The organism is Methylocapsa aurea, assembly GCF_000746085.1.
GTDB classification, from domain to species: domain Bacteria; phylum Pseudomonadota; class Alphaproteobacteria; order Rhizobiales; family Beijerinckiaceae; genus Methylocapsa; species Methylocapsa aurea.
In genome coordinates this window covers 199,897-225,442 of the sequence record NZ_JQKO01000009.1, presented here as the reverse complement: position 1 = coordinate 225,442, position 25,546 = coordinate 199,897, and the positions used below count along the sequence as shown (strand labels likewise).

The window sequence follows — 25,546 nt, the reverse complement described above, 5'->3', positions numbered from 1 at the left end:
GCAAGCGCCGCAGCTCCCAAAACACGAAAGGAAAAATCCGCCGCTTGACCCTCGCCCGCAACGCGGGACACAACATCCACCCGGGTCACTTCTCAATGAAAATCCCGGGTCAGTTCGAAGCGGAAATCAACAAATTGTACACGTAGCCGCTCCGGTCCGAGCTGAAGACGCCCAGGCGAAAAGCGAATTGATCGCTTTCGGCAATGGGGCCGGTGGCGCTAGCCTTGACCTTCACGTAGTTATAGTTGCCGTAGGATACTTCGGCGAGTTCCCTTGTGACAAAGCTCGGCAGCGCCGTCGTCATGTAGACGGCGCCGCCGGTGGCGTCCTGCCCTCCGCTCGTGCCTTGAGGACCTTTGAGCATTTCAACCCCGACGAGGTCAGGTATGTCGAAGACCGCTTGGCCCGGCCGTGGTTGATAAATCCCATCGATATAGATCGGCACGCCCCCGAAAATAGCGTTCGTCGCGTCCACCCTGTCGGCGCCGAATCCCCGAACATTGATGGTGAGGTTGCGGACATTGTAGGACTTGATCTGCAAGCTTGGTTCGAGCTTCTTGGCGTCCTGCAGATTGGTAATGTTCAACGCTTCGATCTGCTGCTCAGTGATGACGGTCGCCGCTTGAGGCACGTCTTGGAAGGCTTTGGCTTGTGCTTGCGAAACGGCCTCCACAGAGTCCGCCGCTGGCGCAGTGACCACGACGTCGTCAACAGTTTTGATTATGGCGTGAATTCTGGGCCGAAGAGGGCGCTTTGGGCGTTGATGCGCGTCAAGGTCGGTAAGGCCTCTGCCGAAACCGTGATTGCAAAGCTGTGCGCAGAAGGACTCTCGTTCCTCCACGGGCTGACGACGTGGTCGCATTTCGGCAAGGGATGGGGGCGACGCGTCGCGGCATGTGAGGCGCTGGCGATTAAGATGCTGCACGGCGACCTAGCCGGACCGGTTCTAGAACGTAAGGCGCAAGAGGCGCGCAAGTCGGCGAACAAGAATATCGCCACGGGCGCCATCGGAGGCGCCGCTGCATCGCAGGGAGGAGTCTTTCACCATTTCGGCGGCGGTCAGCTTTGGCTGACGGTCGCGATTGGGGTGGCCGTCGGCCTATGCCTCGGAATCATGATCTGGCGGGCTTGGCGGCAGGCGCAGAGAGCGGCGGCGTTCAAGGAGGCCGTAAAGCCATGATGACGGAGGCGTCGCTCTCGATTGGCTCGATTGCGCTCGCCTATTTTTCGACGGGCGCATGGATTGGCTCTTTGGATAAAGATGACACAGCGATGGACGTGTTCTGGTGTGGACTAGCCTGGCATCGCTGGGATTGCTGTTGCCGGGGTCGAGCGGTTGATTTTCATGTAGCCGATTGGGCGCGCACCCGGGGCTATATTGCAATAGCTCCTGGCAATGCCGCTCTTATCTCTTCCGGAGCCGGTCTTGTCGGCCTTTTCCCATGACTTGGGGACGCGCGTCTGGCCACACGACGCGCGCGGCTGCGGCGCGCGGATGTGCGCGGCCGTCTATGGCGACGCGCAAGTCGCGCATGGCCGGGCCGGCGCAGCTTGGGCGCCGTCGAGACGAAGCAACTCATATCGAGGGGCGTCGTTTGCGTTTCTTTGGAGAAGCATCATGATTTGGATCGCGGGTCTCGTTGTCGCCTTCGCTTTGCTGTTATGGCTTTGGGTCCCGCCGAAAATCGTAGAATTCCGAAAGTCGATCGGGCTCGACGCAAAGATCGCTGAAGCCGAGACGCTTTGGGTGCGGGTGAGACTGCAGACCCAGGGGTTGAAAACCATCTTGGCGGGCGCGGTGGGCATGATTGCGGCAATTGCGCCCGAAATTGTCAAAGAACTCGCCGGCGTCGATCTTTCGCCGTTGATAGGTCTCGATTGGGGCGGCAAGGTCGCCGTCGCGACCGCCGTGATGACGACTGTTTTCCATGTGGTTGGAATCGTTTCTGCGGCCGAGGCCGAACCTGTGAAAGAGGATGCGTGATGTTCGCGCTCGTCATTCCAGTCCTCAATGCGCTGCTTGGCTCCGTTACCACGCCTTTCGTCAATGCGTGGCTTGCCTACAAGAAAGACAAGTTGGCGACGGAGGAAGCCGGCTTCGCGGCCGGCGCGGCTGCTGACTCAGCCACTATGCAAACCGCGCTCGCGATGGAAGTGCGAAACAATGCGTTAAAGGTTCAAGTCTACGGCCATTTCATCAATCGCGTCGTCATGTGGATCGCAGGGTTTCCGGTGGCGCTTCATTTTGGCCTCGTCTTTGTCGACATGATAATGGCGGCGAAGGCGTTCTACGGCGCCCCCGTCTTTGGCGTGCCGAAGCTTCCGGCGCCATATGACGCCTATGAATGGGCTGTCGTTACGAGCTTTTTCCTTGTGCAGGGCGTTCATCTCGGGACCAGCAACGTCTCGGCATGGCTCGGCAGGAAATAGAGCAGAGAGCGTGCGGCCGAGGTTCTATCGCAATCCGGTCGGATCTCACATCAAAGCAACCGAGTAGTGGGCGCGATCGATACCGCTTAAAGCATTCCATGCTTGGACTTTGAACTTTCCTACGGTCGAAAGGCGTGAATGATGATGGAAAGTAATAGCGCCATCTGGAATACGCTTGGCGCCGGCGGAATTGGCGCGATGATTGGGGTTGTTGGAACGATTCTGACGGCCTTGATCAATAGGCAACCGCCAATGGCGGCGATGATCGACGCTCGCATTCGGACCTTGATCGAAGGATATGAAAAGCGCATCAGCGATTTGCAACATGAAATCACGAAGCTTGAAGGCAAGATTGATGCGCTGACTCGGGCGCTGGAGGAAGCGCGCGTTGATCGCGGTCCTGCCGGCTTCTATCGCATTGCTGTGAACGGCCACGATCGCAAGGCTGGAGCAGGTGGCGCCGAGAGCGTCTAAATTCTGCAGCAGTTTGAAGGTGGCGTCTTGGTCGATGGCTTGAAGTGAACACGTTGATCGAATAGGCCGCTCCGGCGTCAACTGCTCCCCTGTCCCGCAATGCGGGGCAGGGGCTTTTTTTTTGTTCATTTTTCGCCTGACATAAAAGATTGGCCGGCAGGATGGATCATGAAAGCGTTTGACGCGGCGGCCGGCCGATGCTGCGCACGAGTTGGCGACCTATCCACTCTAGGGGAGGCGCGGGGCTTTGACGGCGCCGAAAGAAGCTCGTGGCCGCTTTGGGCGCATTGCTCTATTATTATTTGATTGGAGGTCGTCGCGCTTGGCGTTGGCGGGAAATGCCTCGTCAATTTAGGGAATATGCGCCAGGAGACGGACATGGGCACGATTTATGATTTTACAGCAAAGACCATTGACGGATCGGAGAAGCCGCTGACGGATTTTTCCGGACAGGTGCTGCTGGTCGTAAACACCGCGAGCAAATGTGGGTTCACGCCGCAATATGAAGGGCTTGAGGCGCTTTATCGGAAGTATGGCGCAAAAGGTTTCTCGGTTCTGGGATTTCCATGCAATCAATTCGGTGGTCAGGAACCGGGCGATGCAGCCGAAATCGCGCAATTTTGTTCGCGAAGCTATGACGTGACCTTTCCTTTGTTCGGAAAGATCGACGTCAATGGCGCCGAAGCTCATCCTCTGTTTCAATATCTAAAAGGGGAAGCCAAGGGAGTACTTGGCTCCGAGCCGATCAAATGGAATTTCACGAAATTTCTCGTCGATCGCAATGGCAAAGTTGCTGGCCGTTTCGCGCCGACGACAACGCCCAAGGACTTGGAAAAGGAAATTGAAAAGATAATCTAGACTATTATTCATTTTGTTGGAGTTGAGCATTCTCTTTTCTTTGCGTCAATAAGTCGTCTGATCTAAGACGGTCGCCGTGGTCTAGGGGGTCCAGCATCAATGCTTGTTTCAAGCTTGGGTTAAAAAACTTTAGCTAGATATACTCCGAAAGAGCTGCTCGACATGCTCTGGCGTTCTAAATTCTAGCGATTGCCTCTCAATCGGATAACTTCCGGGGAAGCGCTCGAAGAGCGGCGCGTGAAAAGCCGCTGCTGAGGCTGTTTGTTTTCAGCGGCGGCCTGAAAGTGCTTTCCTCATTTTCGTCCCCGTTGCATGTTCACGCCGCCGATCGGACTGTCCGGCGCCCGAAAGGGCGCCGGCGTCGTCGAAGCCGCCTTATTGATCGGCGGAGGGGATGGTTCGAGCTAATCCGGCGAGCGTCAAAAGCAGGCGACGTCGGGCGAATTGCCTCCCTGCGCCAGGACGGCTAACAGAAGCGGGCGCCAACAGATTTCAGGATAAAGGAGACAACTTCATGCCGTTGCGGCTGGACACGCGGAGCCCGGATTTCAGCGTTTCATTTAATGCTCTGCTCACGATGAAGCGGGAGACAGCCGAGGACGTCGATCATGCGGTGCGGGCGATCATCGCAGAGGTTGTCGCAACAGGCGATGACGCGCTTGTCGCTTATTCGAAGAAATTCGACAGGGTCGATCTGGGGAAGCTGGGTCTGCGCGTCGGCTCTGACGAAATCGATGCTGCGGTCACGCTTTGCCCGCCCGATGCGCTTGATGCGTTACGGTTGGCGCATGCGCGCATTGTGGCGTTTCATGACAGGCAGCGCCCGCAGGATGAACGCTTTACCGACGCGCTCGGGGTTGAACTTGGCTGGCGGTGGCTTTCGATCGAGTCTGTCGGTCTTTACGTGCCGGGCGGCACCGCGAGCTATCCCTCCTCGGTCTTGATGAATGCGACGCCGGCAAAGGTCGCAGGCGTGCCTCGCGTTGTCATGGTTGTCCCGGCGCCGGACGGCAAAATCAATCCGCTCGTCTTCGCGGCGGCGAAGCTTGCCGGCGTCGATGAAATCTATCGGGTCGGCGGGGCGCAAGCGATCGCGGCGTTGGCTTATGGGACGCCGACAATTGCCCCCGTCGCGAAAATCGTCGGCCCGGGCAATGCTTATGTCGCGGCCGCAAAGCGGCGGGTCTTCGGAACCGTCGGCATCGATATGATCGCCGGGCCTTCCGAAGTCGTGATCATCGCCAACAATAGCGCGAACCCAGAATGGGTTGGCGCCGATCTTCTTGCGCAGGCCGAGCATGACCCCGCGGCCCAATCTATCCTGATCACCGATGACGCCCGCTTCGCCGAAGCCGTCGAAGCGGCGGTCGAGCGGCAATTGTCGGCTCTTCCCCGCAAGGAGATCGCCGCAGCGAGCTGGCGCGACTTTGGCGCCATCATCATCGTGTCGGAGCTTCAGGAAAGCCTGGAGCTGGCCAATCGGCTCGCGCCGGAGCATCTCGAAATCATAGCGCCGGATGCCGAGGCGTTGAGCTTGGGAATTCGCAATGCCGGCGCTATATTCATCGGCGCCCATACGCCCGAGGCAATCGGGGACTATGTCGGCGGTTCGAATCACGTCCTGCCGACCGCCCGTTCGGCGCGCTTTTCCTCCGGCCTCAATGTTCTCGATTTCATGAAACGAACATCGATTTTGAAATGCGGGCCGGGAAGCCTCGCCGCGATCGGGCCTGCGGCGGTCGCCCTTGGACGCGCCGAGGGGCTGGATGGCCATGCGCGCTCCGTTTCGCTCCGTCTCGATCCGCGGTCATCATGAGTGGAGAGGAGTCACATCGCCGAAATCGCCTTGTGTCGGTGGTGCTCGATGAGGCTTCGATCGGCCGCAGCACCCCTGACAAGGAGCATGAGCGGCAAATCGCGATCTATGATCTGCTTGAGGAAAACTGTTTTGCCCTGCCGGGCCACGATGCCGGCCCCTATGGGCTGAAGATCGCCTTGCAGGACGCCAAACTCGCATTGGAAATCGTCGACGAAAATGGCGCGCCGCTGGTCGCGCATATTCTTTCGTTGACGCCCTTGCGGGGCCTTCTCAAGGACTATTTCTTTGTCTGCGAGAGCTATTACGCGGCGATCAGAACGGCGATGCCAACGCAGATCGAGGCGATCGATATGGGCCGCCGCGCCCTTCACAATGAGGGGGCGCAACTTCTTATCGAGCGCCTGAAAGGCAAGATCGACTGCGACGTCGACACCGCGCGGCGCATTTTCACGCTCGTCGTCGCTTTGCATTGGAAAGGCTAGGATCCCATGCCTTTGGTGCGGGACGCCGAGGCGCAGTCTAGATGAAGACCGCAGTCAAGGATCGTCCGCAAGCCGTGCTGTTTGCCTGTACGCTGAATACGGTGCGTTCGCCGATGGCGGAGGCTCTCGGAAAACATTTCTTCGGAACAGAGATCTATTTTGCATCGGCTGGCATCAAACGCGGTGAAAGCGATGGTTTCGCGATCGCGGCGATGGAAGAAATCGGCATCGACATGAGCAAGCATCGGCCGCACACCTTCGAGGATCTCGAAGATGCTTGTTTCGATCTCATCGTCACTCTGTCGCCCGAGGCGCATCACAAGGCGCTTGAATTCACGCGCACGCTCGCGGCTGATGTCGTCTATTGGCCGACCCTGGACCCGACTGCGGTCGAAGGATCGCGGGAGCGCGTTCTCGATGCGTACCGCAGCGTTCGCGATGGTCTGCTGGAGCGGCTGGAAAAATTGTTGGATTACCGGCCGATGAGCAATCCGTGACGCGGGTTTCGAGCCGAGAATTGGCCGCGGCCGGCGACGCGGCCATGCTCATGCAAATGTCCACATCCGGTGCGCGACAAAGCTCCAGAGCATGACGATGCCGGTGGTCGCCGCCTGAGCGAGCAAGTAGGGAATGCCGCCAATAGTGACGAACAAAGACATGAAAAGATAGGTAAGCCCAAAGCTGACGGCGACCACGAGCCCGAAGCGCCAAATTGCTTCCTGGTGCCGCCGTTCGGATTGAAAGACATGCCGGCGGCTGAGGCCATAGGAGACCGCGCCGCCCGCGCCAAACCCCGTCAAGGCGGCGGCGACAGGGGAAAGGCCGCCGATCTCGACGAGGCCGATTAATACGGCGTAGTGGATGGTTGTGGCGACGAGGCCGACGCCTGCGAATGCCGAAAACTGGCGGAGCAGGTGGGTCATTTGCTGGATCTGGCTATCGCTGGGTTTCACGGTCGTGATTTAATCTGTTGCTAGGGGGCGGGTGCGTTGCGGATGGCCCAAAGGCAGCCCTGCTCAGCTCCCTTGATTCTGCGTCCCTTTCTCCCGAATGCAGTGGCGGCGTTTTGCCGACGATTGCCGCCCAGCCCAGGCGCGAGCTCGAAAAACGCCATCGTCACGGGATTGAAAGGGGCGACTCCGGGCTCAAAGGTTGCGGCGGGGCATCCGGCTCGTATAGGCTGCGGCAACCGAGCCCTAGCCGCTCTTGATCGAATTCGCAATCGCACGAGACTTCCATGTCCGCTGGTTCTCCCCCTTCAGGCCCTTTGCACGCTAAACTCATCATCGTTGGCTCCGGTCCGGCGGGCTATACCGCTGCGATTTACGCGGCGCGCGCCATGCTGGAGCCGGTTCTGATTGCTGGCTTCGAGCCTGGCGGGCAGCTGATGATCACGACGGATGTGGAGAATTATCCGGGCTTCGCCGCGCCCATTCAAGGGCCTTGGCTGATGGAGCAGATGAAGGCGCAGGCGGAGCATGTCGGCGCCCGCATGGCAACCGATCATATCGTTCGCGTCGACCTCGGCCAACGCCCGTTCCGCCTCATCGGCGACAGCGGCGCTACCTATACGTGCGACTCCCTGGTCATCGCGACCGGCGCCAAGGCCAAGTGGCTGGACATCCCTTCGGAGGCCAAGTTCAAGGGCTATGGCGTATCGGCCTGCGCCACCTGCGACGGATTTTTCTATCGCGGCAAGGAGGTCGTCGTGGTCGGCGGCGGCAATTCGGCGGTGGAGGAGGCGCTGTATCTTAGCCATCTCGCCAGCAAAGTGACCGTCGTGCATCGGCGGGACGCGTTCCGGGCCGAGCGGATCCTGCAGGAGCGCCTGTTCAAGCGGCCGAATGTCGAACTCATCTGGGATCATATCGTTGATGAGATTCGCGGCGACGACAATCCGCCCAGCGTCACTCGCGTGGTTTTAAAAGACGTCAAGACCAATGCCTTGCGCGAGCTTGAGACGCATGGCGTTTTCGTCGCCATCGGGCATAAGCCCGCCTCCGAGCTTTTCATGGGTCAACTGATCGTCAAGCCGAACGGCTATATAAAGACGGCGGCGGACTCGACGGCGACGAATGTGCCGGGCGTCTTCGCCGCAGGCGATGTCACTGACGATATTTATCGGCAGGCGGTGACCGCCGCCGGGATGGGCTGCATGGCGGCGCTCGAAGCCGAGCGCTGGCTTGCCGCCGCTGGCGATGCGCGGGCTGCGGCGGAATGAGCCGATGACAGCCTGGCAGGGTGGGACCGCCGGCATCGGTTGGCGGACGCCGCTGCTCGATCGCTGCGTCAAGTTCGTCGCCAGCCGATGGATTCTACAAAGCTTGCGAGGAGGCTTTTATGACATTCGATCGGAAATCCATCATCGCCCTTATTTTTTGCGCCGCCGCGAGCTTTGCGCCACCTTGTTTCGGTCAAGGCGTCCAGTCGGCGGCGCCGGACAAGGGCTTGGCCGGCCGGAAAATCGCGGCGCCTGCGCCCGCCGCGCTCCTCGACATCAATACGGCGAGCTTGGAGGACCTGCGCGCCTTGAAAGGCATTGGCGATAAACGCGCGGCCGACGTCATCAAGAACCGGCCCTACAAAGGCAAAGACGACTTGGTGCAAAGGAAAATTATCCCGGCAGCCGTCTACGCCGGCATTAAAGACAAGATCATTGCTAAACAGAATTAGGTGTCCGGTTTAGCGTCTGCGCCCGCGGAATTTGCAATCTTCGCGGCGGACGCCGGCGAATTGGCGCATGCAGGCTGGTCCACTGCGCCAGAGCATTTTCTTGCGTCGAACTGAAACCTTGTGCGACACAGGAATTGCCATAAAACGTAAATTTAATGCGGCCATAGTTTCGTTGATCGCGCCGGCGTTTCCGACCGTATGTGGCGGCAATGGACATGCCGCCACGGCGGTTTTTCTCCAAGCGCGCATGTCGTCAAACGAAGCTGTCGGCGCGCTCGCGGCGTTGCCGGACATCCGGCCGCCGCTTTTGAGATCGTCGAAAGCACGAGCCCTCGCAAAGGATCTAAGTCATGTTTCCGAAGCCCGCGCCGCAACTGGCGACCAATACTTACGCCTATGAAACCTGCCCCATGGTGAAGCCGACGGGTTTTCGCGAATATGACGCGCGTTGGATCTTCGAAAAGGAGATCAATCTCATGGGCGTGCAAGCTTTGGGCCTTGGGCTCGGCACGCTGCTCCATGATCTCGGGGTCAAGCCAGTACTCGTCACCGGACATGATTTTCGCGCCTATTCGGCTTCGATCAAATATGCCTTGATGACCGGCCTGATGGCGGCGGGCGTCAAGGTTCATGACATCGGCCTTGCGCTTTCGCCGATGGCCTATTTCGCGCAGTTTGAACTCGATGTGCCGGCGGTCGCCATGGTGACCGCTTCGCATAACGACAATGGCTGGACCGGCGTGAAAATGGGCGCCCAAAGACCGGTCACCTTTGGCCCCGACGAGATGGAGCGTCTCAAGGCGATCGTTCTGGAGGGAAAGTTTCGCTACGCCGATGGCGGCTCCTACCGCTTCGTCGAGGATTTCCCGGCCCGCTACATCGCCGACCTCGTCAATCGGCCAAAGATCGCCCGCAAGTTGAAGGTCGTCGCAGCCTGCGGCAATGGCACCGCCGGCGCCTTTGCGCCCAAGGTTCTGGAGAAACTCGGCTGTGAAGTGATCCCGCTCGATGCAGAGCTCGATTTCACGTTTCCGAATTATAATCCGAATCCAGAAGACCTGAAGATGCTGCACGCCATGGCGGACAAAGTGCGCGAAACCGGAGCCGACGTCGGTCTTGGCTTTGACGGCGACGGAGACCGCTGCGGCGTCGTCGACAACCGTGGGGAGGAAATTTTCGCCGACAAGATCGGCGTCATGCTCGCGCGCGATCTCTCCAAGCTCTACCCCAACGCCACTTTCGTCGTCGACGTCAAATCGACTGGCCTTTTCGCGACCGATCCGCAGCTTCTGCAGCAGGGCGTCAAGGCGGACTATTGGAAGACCGGGCACTCCTATATCAAGCGGCGCGTAACCGATCTCAAAGCGCTCGCTGGCTTCGAGAAATCCGGGCATTTTTTCTTCAACGCCCCGGTTGGGCGCGGCTATGACGACGGGATTCTCACCGCCATCCATGTCATCGAAATGCTCGATCGCAACCCAGGAAAGTCGATGGCGGAGCTCTATGATGCGTTGCCTAAGACCTGGGGCTCGCCAACCATGTCGCCTCATTGCGACGACGAAAAGAAATATGGCGTCGTCGACAAAGTGGTCGGGCATTTCAAGGATATGCAGGAGAAGGGCAGGTCCCTGACCGGGCAGAAGATCCGCGATCTCGTCACTGTCAACGGCGTGCGCGTCACTGTTGACGACGGCACCTGGGGGCTCGTTCGCGCTTCCTCGAACAAGCCCGAACTGGTCGTTGTCGTCGAAAGTCCGGTATCGGAAGCAAGGATGCGTGAAATGTTTGCGGCGGTGGATGCGATCTTGCGCGAGAACCCGGAAGTCGGCGCCTATAATCAAACCATTTGACGCCCGCCGCCGTCTATCGGATCCGCGATCGTCAAGAAGGCGCTGAGAGGACGGGGAAACGCTGTAAGGGGATCCGAACTCCGCGTCGTCAAGCGCCACGGATAGCCGCCAAACAAAGGATTCCTGAGAATGGCGCCGCTTCCCGTCGCCGGTTTGACCGGCGGCGGCGAGATCGCGATTAGACCGCTCTCGATCTCGCCGCCTTCCTGAGCGGGAGTTTAGTCACGACCCACGATTGTGCCAATTGAGGTCTTTGGGGTGCCGCTCGATATTGTCTTATCGACGAGGAATGTGGACTGAACGCCGGGGTTATTTGTGGTCGCAGCGTTCCAAATGACCGTGTCAAGCACCGCTGTGCTTACGGTGTAATTGACGGGGCAGTTCGTGCAATTATTGCCTTGAAGCACGGTTCCAGTAATTGCCGCCAGGCCTTGATCAAGATAGGGAGTGGTCGGGTTTTGGTAGGCAACTTTATTTACGTATCCCTCAGCGGACCAATAGACCGGCGTGCCCGCGCGGGCTGTGATCTTATTCCCTAGAATTCTGATGCCATCGGTGCTGCCGCCCCAAAGCGTGTTGGGGTAAATTAGCGCAAACTCAGCAGCTATGTAGGAACCGTAAAGACCCTTTGTGTTGGTCAACGTGTTGCTGACAATGTCAACGTTGCTTATACGGTTAAAATAAAACGATGAGGGCGTCTTGGTCCAATACGAGGGGGGCGTCCGTTGATCGGGGCGCAGATAAATGCCGCCATTATCTGTCAAAGTATTGGCGACAATAGAAACGTTGAGAAAAGTCCCTCCATACAACAGGACTCCCTGGGGATTGCCGCTCATCGTATTAAAGCGGATGAGAGTATTTTCAAACGAAGGCGTAGCGATCGCGAAATGATCTCCTGGCGAGGGTATGATGTCCCACGGTTGATCGACAGTAAACGTATTGTTGTTGCGCCCGACGATATGCCGCAACTGCCCTGCGCCTTTGCCGGTGACGATGCTCACGATGGAGTTGGGATAATAATTCCAGGAGCAGGCGCCCGAGCATCTTGAGTCGTCGGCGACCGTTAGTGCGCCGGCGGAGGTCGTAGTGCCGGTGTCGCTCCTGGGTTTCGGTCCGCCGCCTTCCGAGAGAATTGTCTCCCCGTCAGCCCAATTATATTTGAGGGCATTGCCAGAGGTATCGAATATATTGCTATGGATGACGATGTTCTTTCCGAAATTGATGGAGAGCTGGCGTCCTTGCGATCTCTGGACCAGCGCGCCAGAGACAATCGGCGTCCCGACATAGGGCCAAGACATCTGCTGCTGGCCGGCCACGATCTGATCGGCGATGCGCGTGAAGTGATTTGATTCAATCACGGCATTGGTCAACTCATTCATCGAGTTTTGTCCCGAAGCCCAAGCAACAATATTGCTTCGGAATGTGAAGTTGCTGATCCCGGTCAGATAGAGAGGCCCAATCCCGCTTGCGCCATTGCTCAGTGGGAACTGAGTATTTGCGGCTTGGCGAAAATTGGAGTTGACAATGGCGATTCTGTCCCCGCCGAGCGAAATTTGTCGGCCCGTGCCAAGGTCCCAATTGACCCGCGCAATGAATAATTTGCTGACATTGCCTCCTCCTGAGGAGGCATTGACGACAGCTTGACTAGTTGCATCAATATTAGTGATCGCAAGGTCGGCTATTCCAGAGCGTTGTGTGCCAGCAGGCCAGTAAAATGGGGTATATTGAGTAGATCCTATGGTTGTTGTCGCTGCGGGGCCAAAGGTAATCTTCGTATCAGCGACGCTATGACCCTTGAGAACAACGCCTGATCTGAGCGTCAGTCCGAAATAGGCCTTTGGTTCCAACCTATAAGTTCCGGCTGGGAGATAAACGAAGCCGCCGCCGTTCTTATAGACTAGGTCTATGGCCGCCTGGATGGCGGCGGTCGCGTCGGTCACGCCGTCGCCTTTGGCGTAGACGGTGAGGCTCGTGTCCTTGGTGACGTCAACGACATGATGGTCGCTTTCGTTTTGACCCTTTATCCCTTTGTAGTTAGGGCCATTTTGGGAAATGAAATCGGCGCCCCAAGGCACTCCAAGGCCAAATGGATCGCTGCCTGCGGAGCGCCCCGAGAGGGTTTGGTCGGCGATCGCGGACCCGAGCGCGTTCGTGACGCGAACCTGATAGGTGCGTCCCGCGACGATGCCGCTCGGCGCCGTGACGGCAAGTCGGTAGGCGTCGTTCGGGCCGGCCGCAAGAAGAGGAGCGCTGAGGGAAGCGTTTGTTTCCGTATCGATCAGCGTTACTGTGGGCGCAGTGCCGCCTACATATAGATTTCGTCCGAAAATACGAAATTTGCTGCCGCCCGCAATTTCGGGGGTGTCGAATTGCATGGCGCGAGGCGCATTGATCGTGACATGCGCGCTCGATGTGCTGCCGTCGGAGACCCAGATCTCATAAAGGTCGAGGGGCTTGCCTTTAGGCACTTGAAAAACAACGACCGTATCCTCGCCCTTCATGATCGGCACCTCGCTTGAGGCGGTCTGGTGCGCCGGTTTGAGGTACAAACGAGGCGAGGCTCCAAACCCATTGCCGATCAGACTGACGATCTCGCCAGGATTAGCGGTGGCGGGTTGGTTGAATATGATTGGTTTAGCCCAAGATGCGCCGCCGAAAAGCGTACAAGATATAGCTATATAATATAATAGAATAGCATATCTGCAAAGGTTAAGTTTGTCGAGCTTACTTAAAATATATGACTGTAATAATGGCATCTGCATCGTATATTCCTCTCGTATGTCGAGAATTTAGCTAAATATATCGTGTAACTATGTCCGTCATATGTCGGAATAGGCGATATACTGACGCTAATGGAACCATTTAAGCATGCAGGTTCTCTTATCGGAATGCAACGCATCCGACGGATATATTGATTTAATATGTCCAGATGATGAGTGTATTACGTTCACAACGCGGCGGCGGACGGCCGTCGAGAACCCGAGTTCAGCGCGTGCTATATGCGTTCCGTAAATGTTAAATGTTGATAGCTAACGAAAGTTCATTTTTTTTTCATCAGCCCCATAGGGCGCGGGAAGGCGGGCGGATCAGCGACCCTTCATAGGCGAGGCCATGCGCCCGATCGCGCTCCAGGAGCAGCGGACCATCGAGATCGACAAAACGCGCGCTGGCCGCCGTCAGAAGGGCCGGGGCCATTGCAAGCGAAGTGGCGACCATGCAGCCTATGACGAGACCGAAACCGAGGGTCTCCGCCTGCTTAGTCATGGCCAAAACCTCGGTCAGGCCCCCAGCCTTGTCGAGCTTGACATTGATCGCGTCGTAACGTTCGCGGAGAAACTCCAATCCGCGTCGGTCATGAACGCTCTCGTCGGCGCAAACCGGAACGATGCGCTCGATCCTTGCGAGTGCGTCATCATCACTGGCGGCAAGCGGCTGCTCCACCAAAGCGACGCCCGCCTCTGCGCAGGCGGCGAGATGGCGTTCGAGATCAGCTTGCGTCCAGGCCTCGTTGGCGTCGACGATGAGCAGCGCTTCCGGCGCGGCGGCGCGAACGGCGGCCAAGCGCGCAGGGTCGCCTTCGCCAGCGAGCTTAATTTTTAAGATGGGGCGCTCTCTGGCCCTGGCCGCGGCCGCCGCCATTTCGGCTGGGGCGCCAACCGAGATCGTGAACGCCGTCGTCACGGCGACTGGAGGCGGGAGGCCCGCCAGTTCATGAACCGGAACGCCGCGGCGCTTGGCCGTAAAATCCCACAGTGCGCAATCGAGCGCGTTGCGGGCGGCCCCTGCGGGCAGCAGCGCTTGCAGTTCGGCGCAATCGACGCCCGCCTCGACGCACGAGCGGACCGATGTGATTTGCGCCGCTACGCTTTCGACGGTTTCGCCGTATCGGGCGTAAGGGACGCATTCGCCGCGGCCGCGAAAGCCAGCCTCCTCGATCGTCGCCACGACAACGACGGCCTCCGTCTTGGCGCCGCGCGAAATCACGAATTTTCCGGCGATCGGAAACCGTTCGACTGTAATGCTGAGTCTTGGCATTGGCTGGAGATCTAAGATAGCGAGGCGATGAACTCACCTGTCGCACAGTGCCCTGCGTTGGGCAACGCTCGCGGCCGGCGCTCGGTCAGTCACGCCCAAGCCCATCCCGCCCAAGCGGCCAAAATCACCAGGATCAATCCTGGTATGACGCGAAGGGAGAAGGCCCATCCGCCAGCGGCTATGCTGACGACCAGCTTGGTGATGGTGTTTGTCGAGATCGCGATCAGAATCGGCAGGGCGGCATCGGGGGCGCTTATCTTTCCGGCGCCGGCCAATGTGGCGACGGAGATTGCCGCGGAATGAGTATCGGCGAAACCCGCGACGGCGGCCGCCGCGATGACGCCAGCGGCCCCAAACCATTCGTTCATGGCTTTTGAGGCGAGCAGGACCGCGCTGAGCATAGCGGCGAAGACCAATGCTGTCTTAAGGCTGAACGCATGCCCGCGCTCGTCCACATCTCCTGAATCAGCATGCAAGGCTTGGATCGCGAAGATCGAGCCGTATAGAATAGCGGCTGCCCCGGCGCAAGCGAGGGGAATGGAAAGCGCTCTTAGAGTTGCGATGTTGGTCGCTGCAAGGAGTAAAACCATCTGGATAATGGTCGCAACCGTCGACAAAACGGCGCCTGCCGCCGCCGGCCCAAGCCGCTCTGGCTCTTTGATTGCGCGCGCTCCCATGACGCCTATTGTTGCTATGCTGGAAATGAAGCCCGAGGCGAGTCCCGCGATTGGAAGGCCGAAGCGGGCGCCAAGAAAGCGAACTGCGACATGGCCAAGGCCGCCGATAGCCATGACCAGAATGACGATGATCCAGATCGCATGCGGATTGAGGGCCCCAAATGGCCCAATGGCTTGATCGGGCAGGACCGGCAGAATGATCAAAGTGGCGGCGGCGAAGATCAGGGCGTCCCTGACTTCGTCTTCGCTGAGAACCGAGCGCACAAATTGGTGAAGCGCCGATCGGGCGCTAAGGAGAATGGTCACGGCGACGGCGATGCCGGCGGCGAGGCCAGGTTGGGTCATTGCGAGTCCGCCAAGAAGCGTCGTCGCGCTGAGGGCGATTTCCGTGGTGAGGCCGGGATCGGCGTCATGGCCCCGCCAATAGGCAAGCGCGGTCAAAGCAAAAATCCCGCCTATGGCGACGGCGAGCAATGGCGCTCCGCCGACGATAAAGCCGATCGCTCCGGTGAGGGAGGCGAGAGCGAAGGTGCGAAGGCCGGCGGGTGAGCGATCTGGCCCCTCGCCCTTCCGGCGCTCGCGCTCGGTGCCAATCATAAGGCCAATCCCGAGGGCGACGGCAAGGCGGAGGATGACTGGATCGAGATCGGGCATGGCCTTCGGTGTTTGCTTGCAATGAGCGTTTACGCCGGCGCTGCTTCAGGCGCCGACCATCCGCGCGATGGCATAGGCCGCCGCGGCGGCGAGCGTGCCGACGATCGCGGTCTGCAGAGCGCTCTTAAGCGGGGGAACCCCCGTGATCTGTCCCTTGACGCCGCCAAAGAGGCATAGCGCCGTCAACGTGAGCGCGATCGAAAGGGGAAGCGCCTGCGAAACCGCATTCGAAAGGAAATAGGGCGTCAGCGGGATGAGTCCACCGACGACATAGGCTGCGCCGATGGTCAGGGCGCTTTTGACTTCCCGGCCGGCTTCCGGCTCCTCGAGACTGAGTTCGAAACGCATCATGAAATTGAGCCAGCGCTGTCGATCGCGCGTCAGCGCCGCCGTGACGGTTTCGGTCAGGGCGGCGTCGAGGCCTTGTTCGCGCAGGATTTTTCGCACCTCGGCGCGCTCCGTTTCAGGAACCAGATCGATCTCCATTTGCTCACGTCGATATTCGGAGCGGTAATGTTCGAGATCGGTGCGCGCCGCGAGGTAGCCGCCAAGGCCCATTGCAATCGCGCCGGCCGCCACCTCGGCAAGTCCTGCTGTCGTGATGATGCTTGTCGACGATACGGCTCCAGAAAGCCCGGCTGCGAGGGCGAAAGGCACGGTGAGTCCATCGGCCATCCCGATCACGACATCGCGAACCGCGGCGGACGCCAGAAAGTGCTTTTCAATGTGGGGCGTCGCTGGCATGGGAAACCTGCCGCTGGATTGAAATCGCGAGGATAATGCGAATGCCCTCGGGCGGGAGGCGCGCTCGCCAGCCCCAAAACGCTTTAACCAGGTCGAAGGCGGCCGGAAAGAGCCATCGGCCTTTGAACGAGTGACTTGCTGTGTCGAGGAATGGCGTCCGGTTGTTGCCCGGAAAATGGGCGAGAGAGCGATCCCAAGACGGCGGCGGCTCACCTTGAAGAAGATCATGCGACGAAAGCAAGATCAATTCGCTTTGGAGCGATCGCTCTAATTGTCGGTCGGCGTCATCCGCCGCAAGACTCCATCATTCCACAGAAAGTGGTGGATCAGTCCCGCCGCCGCATGCAGGCCGGCCAGGACCAAAATGAGCGTCGCGAGCGCGCCGTGCAACTCCTCGACATTGTGCCGAAGCGCCTGGTTGCCAGGGTCGAAGGCGGGGATGGCGAAAAGGCCGAAGAAGCTGTCGCCGCGCACCCAAACAAGGAAGAGTCCAACGAGCACGATGGCGCCGAGCAGGGCGTAGAGCGCAAGATGGGTTCCCTTTGCCAATATGTTCAGGGCGCCGCGATTGGCCGCCGGCAAAGCGCGCCCGCGGGTCGCCCGCCAGAACAGGCGCGCGATCAGCAAGACAGCGAGGCATAGGCCGAGGCTGATATGCACCGAGCGAACCTCGATCCGAGGCATGCCCTTGGGAAATAAGTCGATGATTTGCGCGATGAGCCATTGAACGAGCACCAGCGCGGCTGTCGCCCAATGGAGTCGGATCGTAGTGAGATCGTAACGCGCGGCGCCTTGGGAGACGAATTGCATCCAAAAGTCCTTGTTCTGCCTGGCAACAGCAATACCTATGGAAAGTGTCAATTTGGAGAAGTCATCGGTCCCTGCGCTCACTGCGGCGGCATCGTGACGCCAAGAACCGCGGCGGCGGCGAGAACCAAAAGACCGAGCGCTAGTTCGCAAGCCACGCTATAGCCGAGCCTGTCAATCTGCGTCATTCCCTTGAGCGACGCCACGCGCAGCTTTGGCATCGCGACGAATCGATTGAAGCAAGCGAGAGCCAACATCACGGCGACGACAACGGACTTTGTGACCAGCGCATCGCCATAGGACGTGTAGAAAAGCTTGTCGAAAGAGCCAGCAACCCGGAAGCCTGCGCTGACGATTCCGCTTAGAACGATGAAAGTGACCGCGATCATCGCCATCAGCGAATAGCGCGACATAATGTCGAGGCTGCATTTTCGCGCCTCTTCGGGGCCGAAGCGCCTTTGTTCGGCGAGCGCGAAAAGGAGGGGCGGAAGGCCGCCGACCCAGGCTCCCGCAGCCAACACATGGATGGCGTAGGCCGCAATCATCGCGTCGCCATAGAGACCCGTCCCTCCCTCCGCGGCATGGCCGAGCCAAGCCTGGCTGACCAGTAGCAAGGCGCCAATGTGCATGAGCGCGGACATCCAGGTGCGGCCATGCCAGGGCGAGGCGGCGACGCCCACGCCCAAAGCGAGGAGCGTCAAGCGGATGATCGCCACCGCGCCAAATGGCGTATTGAAAAAGAAGAGGCGCAAGGTTTCGGGATCAACCAGGCTGCCAATGTCGCTTGTCATATGGACCAGCATGCCGGCGAGCCAGGCGCCGCCGGACAGAGCCGCGACTGGCGCCGCGACCCGAAGCAATATTATTGTCGCGCGGAGGGCTCGGGGAAGGCCATTGGGCCCCGCCGACGATCGTTCAGGTCCCATGTAGAACCAAAAGAACGACGAGCCGAACAGAGCGAAGACCGAAGCGAAGTGGATCCAGCGCGCGATGAGGAGGAATTGGAACGTCGTCATTGTCCCTCCATGCCGGCAAAGCGACATCGAATCATGCTTCGTATGCTGCGCCCGCGTTTGGCGCGAGTCAGTGCGCGCCACACCGGCGGTAGCTTGACGCGAACACAAGCCGGTGGGGCTTTAAGCCGTGCTCAAGGCGCGACGGTAAATCTGAACGAACCCTGGGTGGGATGGGTGTCGACCGACACCACATGCCATCTTACCGTGTAGGCGCCGGGCCTCAACGCCTGGCCGAGGCGCACGATCACGATGCTTGGGTTGGAGGGGTCGACCGCCAGCTTTCCGGTTGGAACCGGAGCCCCGTTGGCGTCCGTGACCGTCACGCCGGAGAAGGCCGGGACTATGCCTTGCGTCAAAAAAAGCCTGATTTCTCGGGGCGAGCCGGAAACGGTTCCGCCGACCGGCGGACTGGCGCTATCCAACAGCGCGTGCGCCGACGCAGTCGTCGCGGCCAACCAAGACATCAAGGCGGCCGCGATCGAGAATTTCAAGAAGCGTAGCATGGGGACCTCTCTAGAATGGCGATCTGGCGCTCACGAATCCTTCGGGGGCGAACAGCGGCTTGCCGAGGGAGTCGGGGAAGATATCGTCGAGATAGAAGTGCAATTGCGCGATGGCGCCGACATGTTTTCCGCTATCGGCGTTGACCGGAATCAAAGCTTCGATGCCGATTTGAAAATACCTGGCGCTGTAGATGACCCCAGGGTTGATCGTGCCGATGGTGACGTGGCTGTTGCCGCTTCCAGTGGGGCCGATGTTTGCAATCGGGGTCGAGAACGAGACTTCGACTAAGGGAATAAGGTGCTTTAGGAACTCGTTATCGATCGCCAAGACATTGGAGTTCATGTAGGGAAGGCTATATTGGAGCGAGAATCCCCAATTCAAAGCCGTCGGACTGCGCTCGATGTCGACGGTGTTTAGGCGGGTCTCCGGATCAAAACTCACGCTCACGTTGATCGGGTGGGTCGAAAGCGCTACGCCCATCTGGCCGGTGACCGCGAAGGGCCGAAAAATATCGAGTTCCGTGGGCAGGTCGCCGGCGCCTTTTCCAAAGAAAATCTGTGGCTCCCAACTTGTGAAGGGCTCGGCGCCGACGGTTGCATTGCCGGTGTGGCCCCATTCGAAGCCGACGCCGAGCGACAATATGAATTCATGCTCGGCGTTGATGAACAGCTGATATTTGAGTGATGTTTCGAGATTTTGCCAGCCGCTCCCAAGGGGGGTCAGACGCGTATAGCTGTCTTCGATCGAAATGCCGAAATCCGGCGTGATGCGTTTCGAATATTCGAACGAGTAATTATACTGCCTTGAGCCCTGGTGTGTCCCATCGTCGAGAATGATGTCCGGATTGGCGAGATAGGCGAAGGTTGGCAAAGCCAATTCGTCGTTGACGCCAGGATCATCGATGGTGAGCGTAGCCGGAAAGAACCTGCTGCCCACGAATACGTGAGAGAGAGCAGGGCTGACGCCGAAAACAATGGCCGCGGCGCCGAGCGCGCCGGCGGTTAAAGTCCTGTAAGACATGATAGAGTCCTTAATCTGAACAGAGAGGCGATCGGCGCGGCTGCCGCGATGCGGCGCGCGCCTAGCGATGGCTCTTCAGATGAGGACAGGCGGTCCGCGCGGCTGCCCGGCGAAAGACGCTCGGCGAGGGGTGGATAAGAGGTTTTGAGGCGCGGCGACAGCTTCGGCGAAGGGAGGCGAAGGGGCCATTTCCGCCATTCCCGTCGGGGGGATGACCGCGCTGACTCCTTCAATGGGGCAACAGCAGCACTGCCGATGATCGCACGAACTGTGCTCGGGAATAGGCGGTTGGCGCCCTTGGGCTTTTATCGCATGATGGGGGCAGGGAACCGCTGGAGCCGCGCGCAAAGGAGCGATAGCGAGGTCCGCCCTCGCTTCGACAAGCGGCGGTGCAGGCGGCTCTTCCGTGCGGCGCTGGCCCGCCGGCAGCAGAAACTGAGCGAAGCAAGCCAGCGCGACGAGCCAACTGGCAACCCGGCTGCGCCGTCCTTCGCGAAGCCTTGGCCTAAGCCAGTCAAACTGCCCGGTGCTTAGCCTACCGCCCCCCCGCACTTTCGAGCACCTCGCTTCTTAACATTTGTCGATAATATTTCGTCTACGATGCAACGTGGAAATTTTCTCCGTATCGAAGTCAAGCCGATTCCAGTCGGCGTTCGGTCTTGTCCGCACGCTCGGACTGGTTTGTTCGGAAACGTGGCAATAGGGCCACAATTCTGGGCCTTATCAGGGCCGCACCGTGTTGAACCATGGCGAAAAATAGGCCGCCTCGACTTCGCCTCACATGCGAAGTACTAAGGCGACTTCTCAGCATGCGATCATTGAGGCGGAACGCGAAGGATGGATGTGCTGGACGGTCCAACTTTTACCAGTGAGCGCGCCGGCGATGCGGTGCGGCTCAGCCTTGCCGGGCATTGGACCTTGGACGCCGCCGCCGCGATCGAAGCTGGCGCCAAGGCCCTCTTGGCCGAAGCCGGCGGGGCGAGGCGGGCCATTTTGAATCTTGGCGGCGTCGCGCGGCTCGACACCGCGGGGGCTTGGCTAATCGACAAGACGCGCCAGGACCTCGGCGCCAAGGGCGTCGACGCGCAACTGGAGTCGATCCGGCCGGAGTTCGGAATTCTGCTCGAGGAGGCCCAATATCGCGCCTTTAAGGCCCCACAGCCGCGGCGGAGCTCTTATCTCTTCAATCTTTTCGCCGACGTCGGCGAGAGCGTCTGCGCGGCTGGCCGCGATCTGCTCGCCGGCGTCAGCTTTCTTGGCGAAGTGGTGGCCTCGATTGGGAAAAGCCTGGTCCAGCCCAAGCATTTTCGCGGAACGTCGCTGGTCTTCCATATGGAGACCTTTGCGTTTCGCAGCGTTCCGATCATAGCCTTGATCAATTTTCTGGTCGGCGCGATCGTTGCCCAACAAGGCATCTTCCAGCTGCGGCGCTTCGGCGCCTCAATTCTCGTCGTCGATCTCGTCGGCATCCTGATTTTGCGAGAACTCGGCGTCCTTTTAACCTCGATCATGGTCGCTGGCCGGTCCGGTTCGGCGATCACGGCCGAGCTTGGCTCTATGAAGATGCGCGAGGAGATCGACGCCTTGACCGTGATGGGCTTGCGGCCGGTCGAGGTCCTGATCGTGCCAAGAATCCTCGCGCTCGTGCTGAGCTTGCCGCTCCTGACCTTTATCGCCGACATGTCGGCGATTGCTGGCGGCATCATCGTCAGCTGGGTCTATGCGGGGATGAGTCCGGCAAGCTTCGTGGCGCTGCTGCCATCGGCGATCGGCGTGAACACATTCATGGTCGGCTTGATCAAAGCCCCATTCATGGCGCTCGTCATCGGCCTTATCGCTTCCGTCGAAGGCTTGGCCGTCTCGGGCTCGGCCGAATCGCTTGGCCGGCAGGTCACGGCCTCGGTCGTCAAATCTATCTTCATGGTCATTGTCGTGGACGGACTTTTCGCCGTATTTTTCGCCGGAATTCGATATTGAAGAGCGGGCGCCCCTTGCCAGAGGCCGGCCTCGCGTCAAGCCTTGGCCAGTCCGGGAGGCTTATCCGCGGGCGCTCCGCGCCGCCGATAGCAATCTGCGTGCGCGATCTCGTCGTCGGCTTTGGCGGCCAGCCTATCATGCAGGGGCTTGATCTCGACGTTTACAAGGGCGAGGTCCTCGGCGTGGTTGGCGGGTCCGGCACCGGCAAATCCGTCTTGACCCGGACGATTCTCGGGCTCTTGCGCAAGCAGAGCGGGCGCATCGAGATTTTTGGCGCGGACCTCGATTCGGTTTCGGCGGGCGAATATGACTCCATCGAGCGGCGGATCGGCGTGATGTTTCAGGGCGGCGCGCTGTTTTCCGGGCTCACCGTCAAGCAGAATGTCCAGGTGCCGATGCGCGAACATCTGCAATTGTCGGCGCGCCTCGCCGATGACCTCGCCATGCTGAAGATCCAGCTTGTCGGTCTCGATCTCGATGCGGCGGACAAGTTTCCATCCGAGCTTTCGGGCGGCATGATCAAGCGGGCGGCTTTGGCGCGGGCTTTGGCGCTCGATCCGGAACTGGTTTTTCTCGACGAGCCGACGTCGGGTCTTGATCCCATTGGCGCGGCGGAATTCGACGCATTGATCGCAACGCTGCAGAAGACTCTCGGCCTCACCGTCTTCATGGTGACGCATGATCTCGACAGCCTCTATGCGATCTGCGACAGAATTGCGGCTCTCGCTGAAGGAAAAGTGATCGCCGCGGGCCCAATCGAGGCGATGCTTGCGTCCGAGCATCCCTGGCTGCGCTCTTATTTCCATGGCAAAAGAGCGCGTCAGTTTGATCCTTCGGTCGCGCCGCGAGTGGGCGGCGTCCCGGCGGGCAATGGCCGCGCCTATCCGCGCGATGCGCCATGACCGCCTCAAACACAGGAATGCAGGGCTAAGCCTATGGAAACCCGCGCAAATTATGCCTTGATCGGCGTTTTCACCTTGGCGGTCATTGCCTCGGCCTTTGGCTTCGTCCTGTGGTTTTCGGGCGGCGATAAGCCGGGCGGTCGGCACGTTTATAAGGTCGTGTTCAGCGGCTCGGTTTCCGGATTGATACGCGGCGCTCCGGTCCTCTTCAACGGCGTGCGAGTCGGCGACGTGACCAAGATCGATCTCGATCCGCAGGATCCGGCTCATGTTTCCGCGCTGATTGATATTGACGGGCGCGTTCCCATCCGAACCGACACCAAGGCGCGTCTGGAAGCTGCGGGTTTGACGGGCGTCGCCTCGATCGCGCTCTCGGGCGGCACGGAGGCCGCGCAGCCGCTTTCAGCCAGCTCCGATGGCGCCCCCGGCGTGATCCAGGCCGATCGTTCGGATTTCCAGGATCTTCTCGAAACGGCGCGGCGGATCGCGGGTCAGGCCTCCGATTTTCTGGATCGGAGCAATCGGCTGCTTGACAATAATTCGGCGTCTCTTAGCGCATCGGTGAAGAATATCGAAACATTTTCCGGCGCTCTCGCCGCCAACGCCGAGGGATTGAAGGATTTCATGGGCGCCGTCGGCGATGTCGGCAAGACGATCAAGCCGCTGGCCGGGAAGCTGGAGACCCTGGCGAGCGATGCCGATATCGTCATGAAAGCCATTGATCCGAAAAACGTCAAGACGATTGTCGCCGATTTTGCGTCGATGTCGGCAAAACTCAACGCCGCCGCCGACAAGGTCGACGGCGTCTTGACAAACCTTAATGGCTTTCTGGCTACCGGCGATTCGAAAGGCGTTTTCGCGGAGATCGCCGCGACGGCGAGATCGGTCAGAAAGCTCGCCGACGATTTCGATGTCCGGATGAAAGAAATCGCCGCTAACCTGACCCGTTTTACCGGCTCTGGACTGCGGCAATTCGAGGCCTTGGCGGTGGATGGCCGCAAAACGCTGGACGAGATCAACCAGGCCATTCGCTCGATCGAGAACAATCCGCAGCAATTTCTGTTCGGCAAGAAGCAGCAAATTCCTGAATATTCGGGCGCCCGCTAGGGCATGTTCTTAAAATGGTTGCCCGACTTTTTTGATATTGAGGCATCGGATATATCCGATGCCTCGTAAGAACCTGCTCAAACCTTTTGAACTCGAGCGCCCTCCGGCTCAAGGGCGCCAGGACGGATTGCCGACCGATGCTTTCTTCGGCAGGGCCGCTCAAATGCTAAAATTACAAGCGTTAGCGACGTCTTAAGACGGAGGCGCTACTTGTCGGCTCGTGACCCGATGCGGAGTAGATCAGGAATGGAGCCGGGTTTTTTCGCCCGTTTTTGCAGAGCGAGACCTCCTTTCGCGCGTCATTTGCGGCTTGTCCTCGCGGCTAGCGCGGTCTGGGCGCTTGCTGCCTGCTCGACGCCGCCACGGCTCAACTACGATCTCAGCGCCATCGATGGCGGTTTTGCCGCGCGGGCCGGGAGGCGGGGCCAGCTTGTCATCCTGGAGCCGACCGCGATTTTGCCGATCGCTTCGAATCGGATCGTGGTCCGCACCGGCGCCGACGTGGTCGCCTACCTGACTGGGGCGCAATGGGCCGATCAATTGCCGGTGCTGGTCCAGACGCGGCTCATCGAAACGTTCCAAAATGCGCGGCTTCTGCGCGCGGTGGGCCGGCCGGGCATGCTCGCCGATTATAGTCTGCGGACCGACATCCGCCGTTTCGAGCTGGATGTCGCAGGAAATCAGGCGGTTGTGGAAATATCGGCGCAACTCGTCGGGTCGAGCGGCCGCATCCTCGCCGGGAAGGTCTTTTCCGCGAGCGCTCCGGCGGAGAGGGACGATGGACCAACCATCACCCGGGCGCTCGATGCGGCGCTGGCCGATGTCATGCGCCAGATCGTGGCCTGGACCGCGCCGCAGATTTAGAAAGCTCATCGAACGCCAGGCGGCCGTTGCGACCGCCAGACGCCGCCCCCATATGACAACAATTAATTCCTGCTTGCTTGCGTTGCGGCCCGCCTCAATCAGACGTGATGGAGAGGCTCGCTAAGAGCGCATGGGCAAAGCAGGACGATATTTGGGCTAAGCTGCAATGATGGATAAACGGCCAACTCCAGCGGATGACGCGCCTGCTTCCGAGCCGGAAATCATCCCGCCGGATCGCTTCGGCGGATATCGCTCTGATGATGGACAGGGGCGCTCCCGGGCGCCCATCTTCATCGATGAGCGCGGTGGCCACCGCATCTATGTCGCCAAAATCGGACCGCTCGGCGTCATTCTTCTCTCATTGCTGATTGGGGTCGTCGTCATCGCCGCCCTCGTGCTGTTGTTGGGCGCCATGCTGATTTGGATCCCTTTCGTTGCCCTGCTTGTCGCCGCCGGCATGATCGGCAGTCTGATGCGCGCCTATTTCAGCCGCCGGCTCTGATTTGCCGTCCGGCCGGGTTTTCGACTAGTCGCGGCTGGCGGTCGACGCCGCTTCGGTTCGAGATGGCGCAGGGTCCTCCCCCCAGATCACGATGCTTTTGGATGGAAACATCCAAAAGCATCGTGATCTATTGTTGAGAAGAGAGCGGGAT

General features: G+C 59.5%; 28 protein-coding genes. 16 read left to right on the top strand and 12 right to left on the bottom strand.

The features are described from left to right. Window positions 1-109 precede the first annotated feature (109 nt). Window positions 110-631 (bottom strand): TonB-dependent receptor plug domain-containing protein, encoded by a 522-nt coding sequence (locus DL86_RS07675; RefSeq protein ID WP_210165408.1) that lies wholly within the window; start codon window positions 629-631, stop codon window positions 110-112. A gap of 132 nt (window positions 632-763) precedes the next feature. Here DL86_RS07675 and DL86_RS20105 point away from each other — a divergent pair, with 132 nt between their 5' ends. From DL86_RS20105 to DL86_RS07660, 4 genes are all read left to right on the top strand, one after another. Continuing rightward, window positions 764-1,180 (top strand): lysozyme family protein, encoded by a 417-nt coding sequence (locus DL86_RS20105; RefSeq protein WP_036259879.1) that lies wholly within the window; start codon window positions 764-766, stop codon window positions 1,178-1,180. Then, window positions 1,177-1,446, top strand: a complete 270-nt coding sequence (locus tag DL86_RS19750; protein WP_156964531.1) for a hypothetical protein — start codon at window positions 1,177-1,179, stop codon at window positions 1,444-1,446. The genes DL86_RS20105 and DL86_RS19750 overlap by 4 nt, the downstream gene beginning before the upstream one ends. 172 nt (window positions 1,447-1,618) lie before the next feature. Continuing rightward, the gene (locus DL86_RS19745) at window positions 1,619-1,984 is read left to right on the top strand and encodes a hypothetical protein (RefSeq protein ID WP_156964530.1); all 366 of its coding nucleotides are present in this window, start codon (window positions 1,619-1,621) and stop codon (window positions 1,982-1,984) included. Next, window positions 1,984-2,430 carry a hypothetical protein gene (locus DL86_RS07660; RefSeq protein WP_036259876.1) on the top strand — a complete coding sequence of 149 codons (447 nt, stop codon included), beginning with the start codon at window positions 1,984-1,986 and terminating at the stop codon, window positions 2,428-2,430. The genes DL86_RS19745 and DL86_RS07660 overlap by 1 nt, the downstream gene beginning before the upstream one ends. Before the next feature lie 45 nt (window positions 2,431-2,475). Here DL86_RS07660 and DL86_RS19740 read toward each other — a convergent pair whose 3' ends face one another. Next, window positions 2,476-3,033, bottom strand: coding sequence for a hypothetical protein (locus DL86_RS19740; protein WP_156964529.1), 558 nt, complete (start codon window positions 3,031-3,033; stop codon window positions 2,476-2,478). 249 nt (window positions 3,034-3,282) lie between these two features. On the opposite strand from DL86_RS19740, the gene DL86_RS07650 reads away from it, so the two are divergent. The 4 genes from DL86_RS07650 (at window position 3,283) to DL86_RS07635 (ending at window position 6,560) form a co-directional block, all read left to right on the top strand. Continuing rightward, the gene (locus DL86_RS07650) at window positions 3,283-3,762 is read left to right on the top strand and encodes a glutathione peroxidase (protein ID WP_036259978.1); all 480 of its coding nucleotides are present in this window, start codon (window positions 3,283-3,285) and stop codon (window positions 3,760-3,762) included. Window positions 3,763-4,276: 514 nt separating this feature from the next. After that, entirely contained in the window at window positions 4,277-5,578 is a 1,302-nt protein-coding gene (gene hisD / locus DL86_RS07645) for a histidinol dehydrogenase (protein ID WP_036259872.1), read from the top strand. Beyond that, entirely contained in the window at window positions 5,575-6,063 is a 489-nt protein-coding gene (locus DL86_RS07640; protein WP_036259871.1) for a UPF0262 family protein, read from the top strand. The genes hisD and DL86_RS07640 overlap by 4 nt, the downstream gene beginning before the upstream one ends. Before the next feature lie 41 nt (window positions 6,064-6,104). Next, on the top strand, window positions 6,105-6,560 hold the full coding sequence (locus DL86_RS07635) for an arsenate-mycothiol transferase ArsC (RefSeq protein WP_036259869.1): 456 nt from the start codon (window positions 6,105-6,107) through the stop codon (window positions 6,558-6,560). 48 nt (window positions 6,561-6,608) lie between these two features. Here the strand turns inward: DL86_RS07635 and DL86_RS07630 are convergent, their stop codons facing one another. Continuing rightward, window positions 6,609-6,986 (bottom strand): GtrA family protein, encoded by a 378-nt coding sequence (locus DL86_RS07630; protein ID WP_036259867.1) that lies wholly within the window; start codon window positions 6,984-6,986, stop codon window positions 6,609-6,611. A gap of 314 nt (window positions 6,987-7,300) precedes the next feature. On the opposite strand from DL86_RS07630, the gene trxB reads away from it, so the two are divergent. Then, complete coding sequence (trxB, locus tag DL86_RS07625) at window positions 7,301-8,284, top strand: thioredoxin-disulfide reductase (protein WP_036259862.1); 984 nt, start codon at window positions 7,301-7,303, stop codon at window positions 8,282-8,284. A 119-nt stretch (window positions 8,285-8,403) separates the two neighbouring features. Next, window positions 8,404-8,736: a ComEA family DNA-binding protein gene (locus tag DL86_RS07620; RefSeq protein WP_036259861.1), complete on the top strand. Its 333-nt coding sequence runs from the start codon at window positions 8,404-8,406 to the stop codon at window positions 8,734-8,736. 9 nt (window positions 8,737-8,745) lie between these two features. Here DL86_RS07620 and DL86_RS07615 read toward each other — a convergent pair whose 3' ends face one another. Beyond that, the gene (locus DL86_RS07615; RefSeq protein WP_036259859.1) at window positions 8,746-9,030 is read right to left on the bottom strand and encodes a hypothetical protein; all 285 of its coding nucleotides are present in this window, start codon (window positions 9,028-9,030) and stop codon (window positions 8,746-8,748) included. 56 nt (window positions 9,031-9,086) lie between these two features. On the opposite strand from DL86_RS07615, the gene DL86_RS07610 reads away from it, so the two are divergent. Further along, the gene (locus DL86_RS07610; RefSeq protein WP_036259858.1) at window positions 9,087-10,586 is read left to right on the top strand and encodes a phosphomannomutase/phosphoglucomutase; all 1,500 of its coding nucleotides are present in this window, start codon (window positions 9,087-9,089) and stop codon (window positions 10,584-10,586) included. 218 nt (window positions 10,587-10,804) lie between these two features. Here DL86_RS07610 and DL86_RS07605 read toward each other — a convergent pair whose 3' ends face one another. The 8 genes from DL86_RS07605 to DL86_RS07565 all read right to left on the bottom strand — a co-directional run bounded on the left by DL86_RS07605 (window position 10,805) and on the right by DL86_RS07565 (window position 20,043). After that, a complete protein-coding gene (locus DL86_RS07605; RefSeq protein ID WP_084572770.1) occupies window positions 10,805-13,348 on the bottom strand; it encodes a glycosyl hydrolase family 28-related protein in 2,544 nt (847 codons plus the stop codon). Between the two features lie 292 nt (window positions 13,349-13,640). Then, window positions 13,641-14,621 carry an N-acetyl-D-Glu racemase DgcA gene (dgcA, locus tag DL86_RS07600; RefSeq protein ID WP_036259856.1) on the bottom strand — a complete coding sequence of 327 codons (981 nt, stop codon included), beginning with the start codon at window positions 14,619-14,621 and terminating at the stop codon, window positions 13,641-13,643. 89 nt (window positions 14,622-14,710) lie between these two features. After that, complete coding sequence (locus DL86_RS07595) at window positions 14,711-15,952, bottom strand: MgtC/SapB family protein (RefSeq protein WP_036259855.1); 1,242 nt, start codon at window positions 15,950-15,952, stop codon at window positions 14,711-14,713. A gap of 45 nt (window positions 15,953-15,997) precedes the next feature. Then, entirely contained in the window at window positions 15,998-16,696 is a 699-nt protein-coding gene (locus DL86_RS07590; protein WP_036259854.1) for a VIT1/CCC1 transporter family protein, read from the bottom strand. A 267-nt stretch (window positions 16,697-16,963) separates the two neighbouring features. Further along, a complete protein-coding gene (locus DL86_RS07580) occupies window positions 16,964-17,506 on the bottom strand; it encodes a cytochrome b (RefSeq protein WP_036259852.1) in 543 nt (180 codons plus the stop codon). A gap of 77 nt (window positions 17,507-17,583) precedes the next feature. Next, window positions 17,584-18,519: a CopD family protein gene (locus DL86_RS07575; RefSeq protein ID WP_162180405.1), complete on the bottom strand. Its 936-nt coding sequence runs from the start codon at window positions 18,517-18,519 to the stop codon at window positions 17,584-17,586. 131 nt (window positions 18,520-18,650) lie between these two features. Next, complete coding sequence (copC, locus tag DL86_RS07570; protein ID WP_036259850.1) at window positions 18,651-19,022, bottom strand: copper homeostasis periplasmic binding protein CopC; 372 nt, start codon at window positions 19,020-19,022, stop codon at window positions 18,651-18,653. Between the two features lie 10 nt (window positions 19,023-19,032). After that, window positions 19,033-20,043: a hypothetical protein gene (locus DL86_RS07565; RefSeq protein WP_036259849.1), complete on the bottom strand. Its 1,011-nt coding sequence runs from the start codon at window positions 20,041-20,043 to the stop codon at window positions 19,033-19,035. An 837-nt stretch (window positions 20,044-20,880) separates the two neighbouring features. On the opposite strand from DL86_RS07565, the gene DL86_RS07560 reads away from it, so the two are divergent. The 5 genes from DL86_RS07560 to DL86_RS07540 all read left to right on the top strand — a co-directional run bounded on the left by DL86_RS07560 (window position 20,881) and on the right by DL86_RS07540 (window position 25,395). After that, on the top strand, window positions 20,881-22,020 hold the full coding sequence (locus DL86_RS07560; protein WP_036259847.1) for an MlaE family lipid ABC transporter permease subunit: 1,140 nt from the start codon (window positions 20,881-20,883) through the stop codon (window positions 22,018-22,020). Window positions 22,021-22,157: 137 nt separating this feature from the next. Then, window positions 22,158-22,922, top strand: coding sequence for an ABC transporter ATP-binding protein (locus tag DL86_RS07555; protein WP_084572779.1), 765 nt, complete (start codon window positions 22,158-22,160; stop codon window positions 22,920-22,922). Window positions 22,923-22,955: 33 nt separating this feature from the next. After that, window positions 22,956-24,029 (top strand): MlaD family protein, encoded by a 1,074-nt coding sequence (locus tag DL86_RS07550; protein ID WP_036259845.1) that lies wholly within the window; start codon window positions 22,956-22,958, stop codon window positions 24,027-24,029. A 303-nt stretch (window positions 24,030-24,332) separates the two neighbouring features. Beyond that, window positions 24,333-24,893 (top strand): ABC-type transport auxiliary lipoprotein family protein, encoded by a 561-nt coding sequence (locus DL86_RS07545; protein WP_036259975.1) that lies wholly within the window; start codon window positions 24,333-24,335, stop codon window positions 24,891-24,893. A gap of 166 nt (window positions 24,894-25,059) precedes the next feature. Beyond that, window positions 25,060-25,395 carry a hypothetical protein gene (locus tag DL86_RS07540; RefSeq protein WP_036259844.1) on the top strand — a complete coding sequence of 112 codons (336 nt, stop codon included), beginning with the start codon at window positions 25,060-25,062 and terminating at the stop codon, window positions 25,393-25,395. Window positions 25,396-25,546 lie beyond the last annotated feature (151 nt).

Bases quoted from the DNA above. Each gene is read 5' to 3' on its own strand.
- DL86_RS20105 (WP_036259879.1), top strand. From the start codon at position 764: ATGCGCGTCAAGGTCGGTAAGGCCTCTGCCGAAACCGTGATTGCAAAG.
- DL86_RS19750 (WP_156964531.1), top strand. From the start codon at position 1,177: ATGATGACGGAGGCGTCGCTCTCGATTGGCTCGATTGCGCTCGCCTAT.
- DL86_RS19745 (WP_156964530.1), top strand. From the start codon at position 1,619: ATGATTTGGATCGCGGGTCTCGTTGTCGCCTTCGCTTTGCTGTTATGG.
- DL86_RS07660 (WP_036259876.1), top strand. From the start codon at position 1,984: ATGTTCGCGCTCGTCATTCCAGTCCTCAATGCGCTGCTTGGCTCCGTT.
- DL86_RS19740 (WP_156964529.1), bottom strand. From the start codon at position 3,033: ATGAACAAAAAAAAAGCCCCTGCCCCGCATTGCGGGACAGGGGAGCAG.
- DL86_RS07650 (WP_036259978.1), top strand. From the start codon at position 3,283: ATGGGCACGATTTATGATTTTACAGCAAAGACCATTGACGGATCGGAG.
- hisD (WP_036259872.1), top strand. From the start codon at position 4,277: ATGCCGTTGCGGCTGGACACGCGGAGCCCGGATTTCAGCGTTTCATTT.
- DL86_RS07640 (WP_036259871.1), top strand. From the start codon at position 5,575: ATGAGTGGAGAGGAGTCACATCGCCGAAATCGCCTTGTGTCGGTGGTG.
- DL86_RS07635 (WP_036259869.1), top strand. From the start codon at position 6,105: ATGAAGACCGCAGTCAAGGATCGTCCGCAAGCCGTGCTGTTTGCCTGT.
- DL86_RS07630 (WP_036259867.1), bottom strand. From the start codon at position 6,986: ATGACCCACCTGCTCCGCCAGTTTTCGGCATTCGCAGGCGTCGGCCTC.
- trxB (WP_036259862.1), top strand. From the start codon at position 7,301: ATGTCCGCTGGTTCTCCCCCTTCAGGCCCTTTGCACGCTAAACTCATC.
- DL86_RS07620 (WP_036259861.1), top strand. From the start codon at position 8,404: ATGACATTCGATCGGAAATCCATCATCGCCCTTATTTTTTGCGCCGCC.
- DL86_RS07615 (WP_036259859.1), bottom strand. From the start codon at position 9,030: ATGTCCGGCAACGCCGCGAGCGCGCCGACAGCTTCGTTTGACGACATG.
- DL86_RS07610 (WP_036259858.1), top strand. From the start codon at position 9,087: ATGTTTCCGAAGCCCGCGCCGCAACTGGCGACCAATACTTACGCCTAT.
- DL86_RS07605 (WP_084572770.1), bottom strand. From the start codon at position 13,348: ATGCAGATGCCATTATTACAGTCATATATTTTAAGTAAGCTCGACAAA.
- dgcA (WP_036259856.1), bottom strand. From the start codon at position 14,621: ATGCCAAGACTCAGCATTACAGTCGAACGGTTTCCGATCGCCGGAAAA.
- DL86_RS07595 (WP_036259855.1), bottom strand. From the start codon at position 15,952: ATGCCCGATCTCGATCCAGTCATCCTCCGCCTTGCCGTCGCCCTCGGG.
- DL86_RS07590 (WP_036259854.1), bottom strand. From the start codon at position 16,696: ATGCCAGCGACGCCCCACATTGAAAAGCACTTTCTGGCGTCCGCCGCG.
- DL86_RS07580 (WP_036259852.1), bottom strand. From the start codon at position 17,506: ATGCAATTCGTCTCCCAAGGCGCCGCGCGTTACGATCTCACTACGATC.
- DL86_RS07575 (WP_162180405.1), bottom strand. From the start codon at position 18,519: ATGACGACGTTCCAATTCCTCCTCATCGCGCGCTGGATCCACTTCGCT.
- copC (WP_036259850.1), bottom strand. From the start codon at position 19,022: ATGCTACGCTTCTTGAAATTCTCGATCGCGGCCGCCTTGATGTCTTGG.
- DL86_RS07565 (WP_036259849.1), bottom strand. From the start codon at position 20,043: ATGTCTTACAGGACTTTAACCGCCGGCGCGCTCGGCGCCGCGGCCATT.
- DL86_RS07560 (WP_036259847.1), top strand. From the start codon at position 20,881: ATGGATGTGCTGGACGGTCCAACTTTTACCAGTGAGCGCGCCGGCGAT.
- DL86_RS07555 (WP_084572779.1), top strand. From the start codon at position 22,158: ATGCAGGGGCTTGATCTCGACGTTTACAAGGGCGAGGTCCTCGGCGTG.
- DL86_RS07550 (WP_036259845.1), top strand. From the start codon at position 22,956: ATGGAAACCCGCGCAAATTATGCCTTGATCGGCGTTTTCACCTTGGCG.
- DL86_RS07540 (WP_036259844.1), top strand. From the start codon at position 25,060: ATGATGGATAAACGGCCAACTCCAGCGGATGACGCGCCTGCTTCCGAG.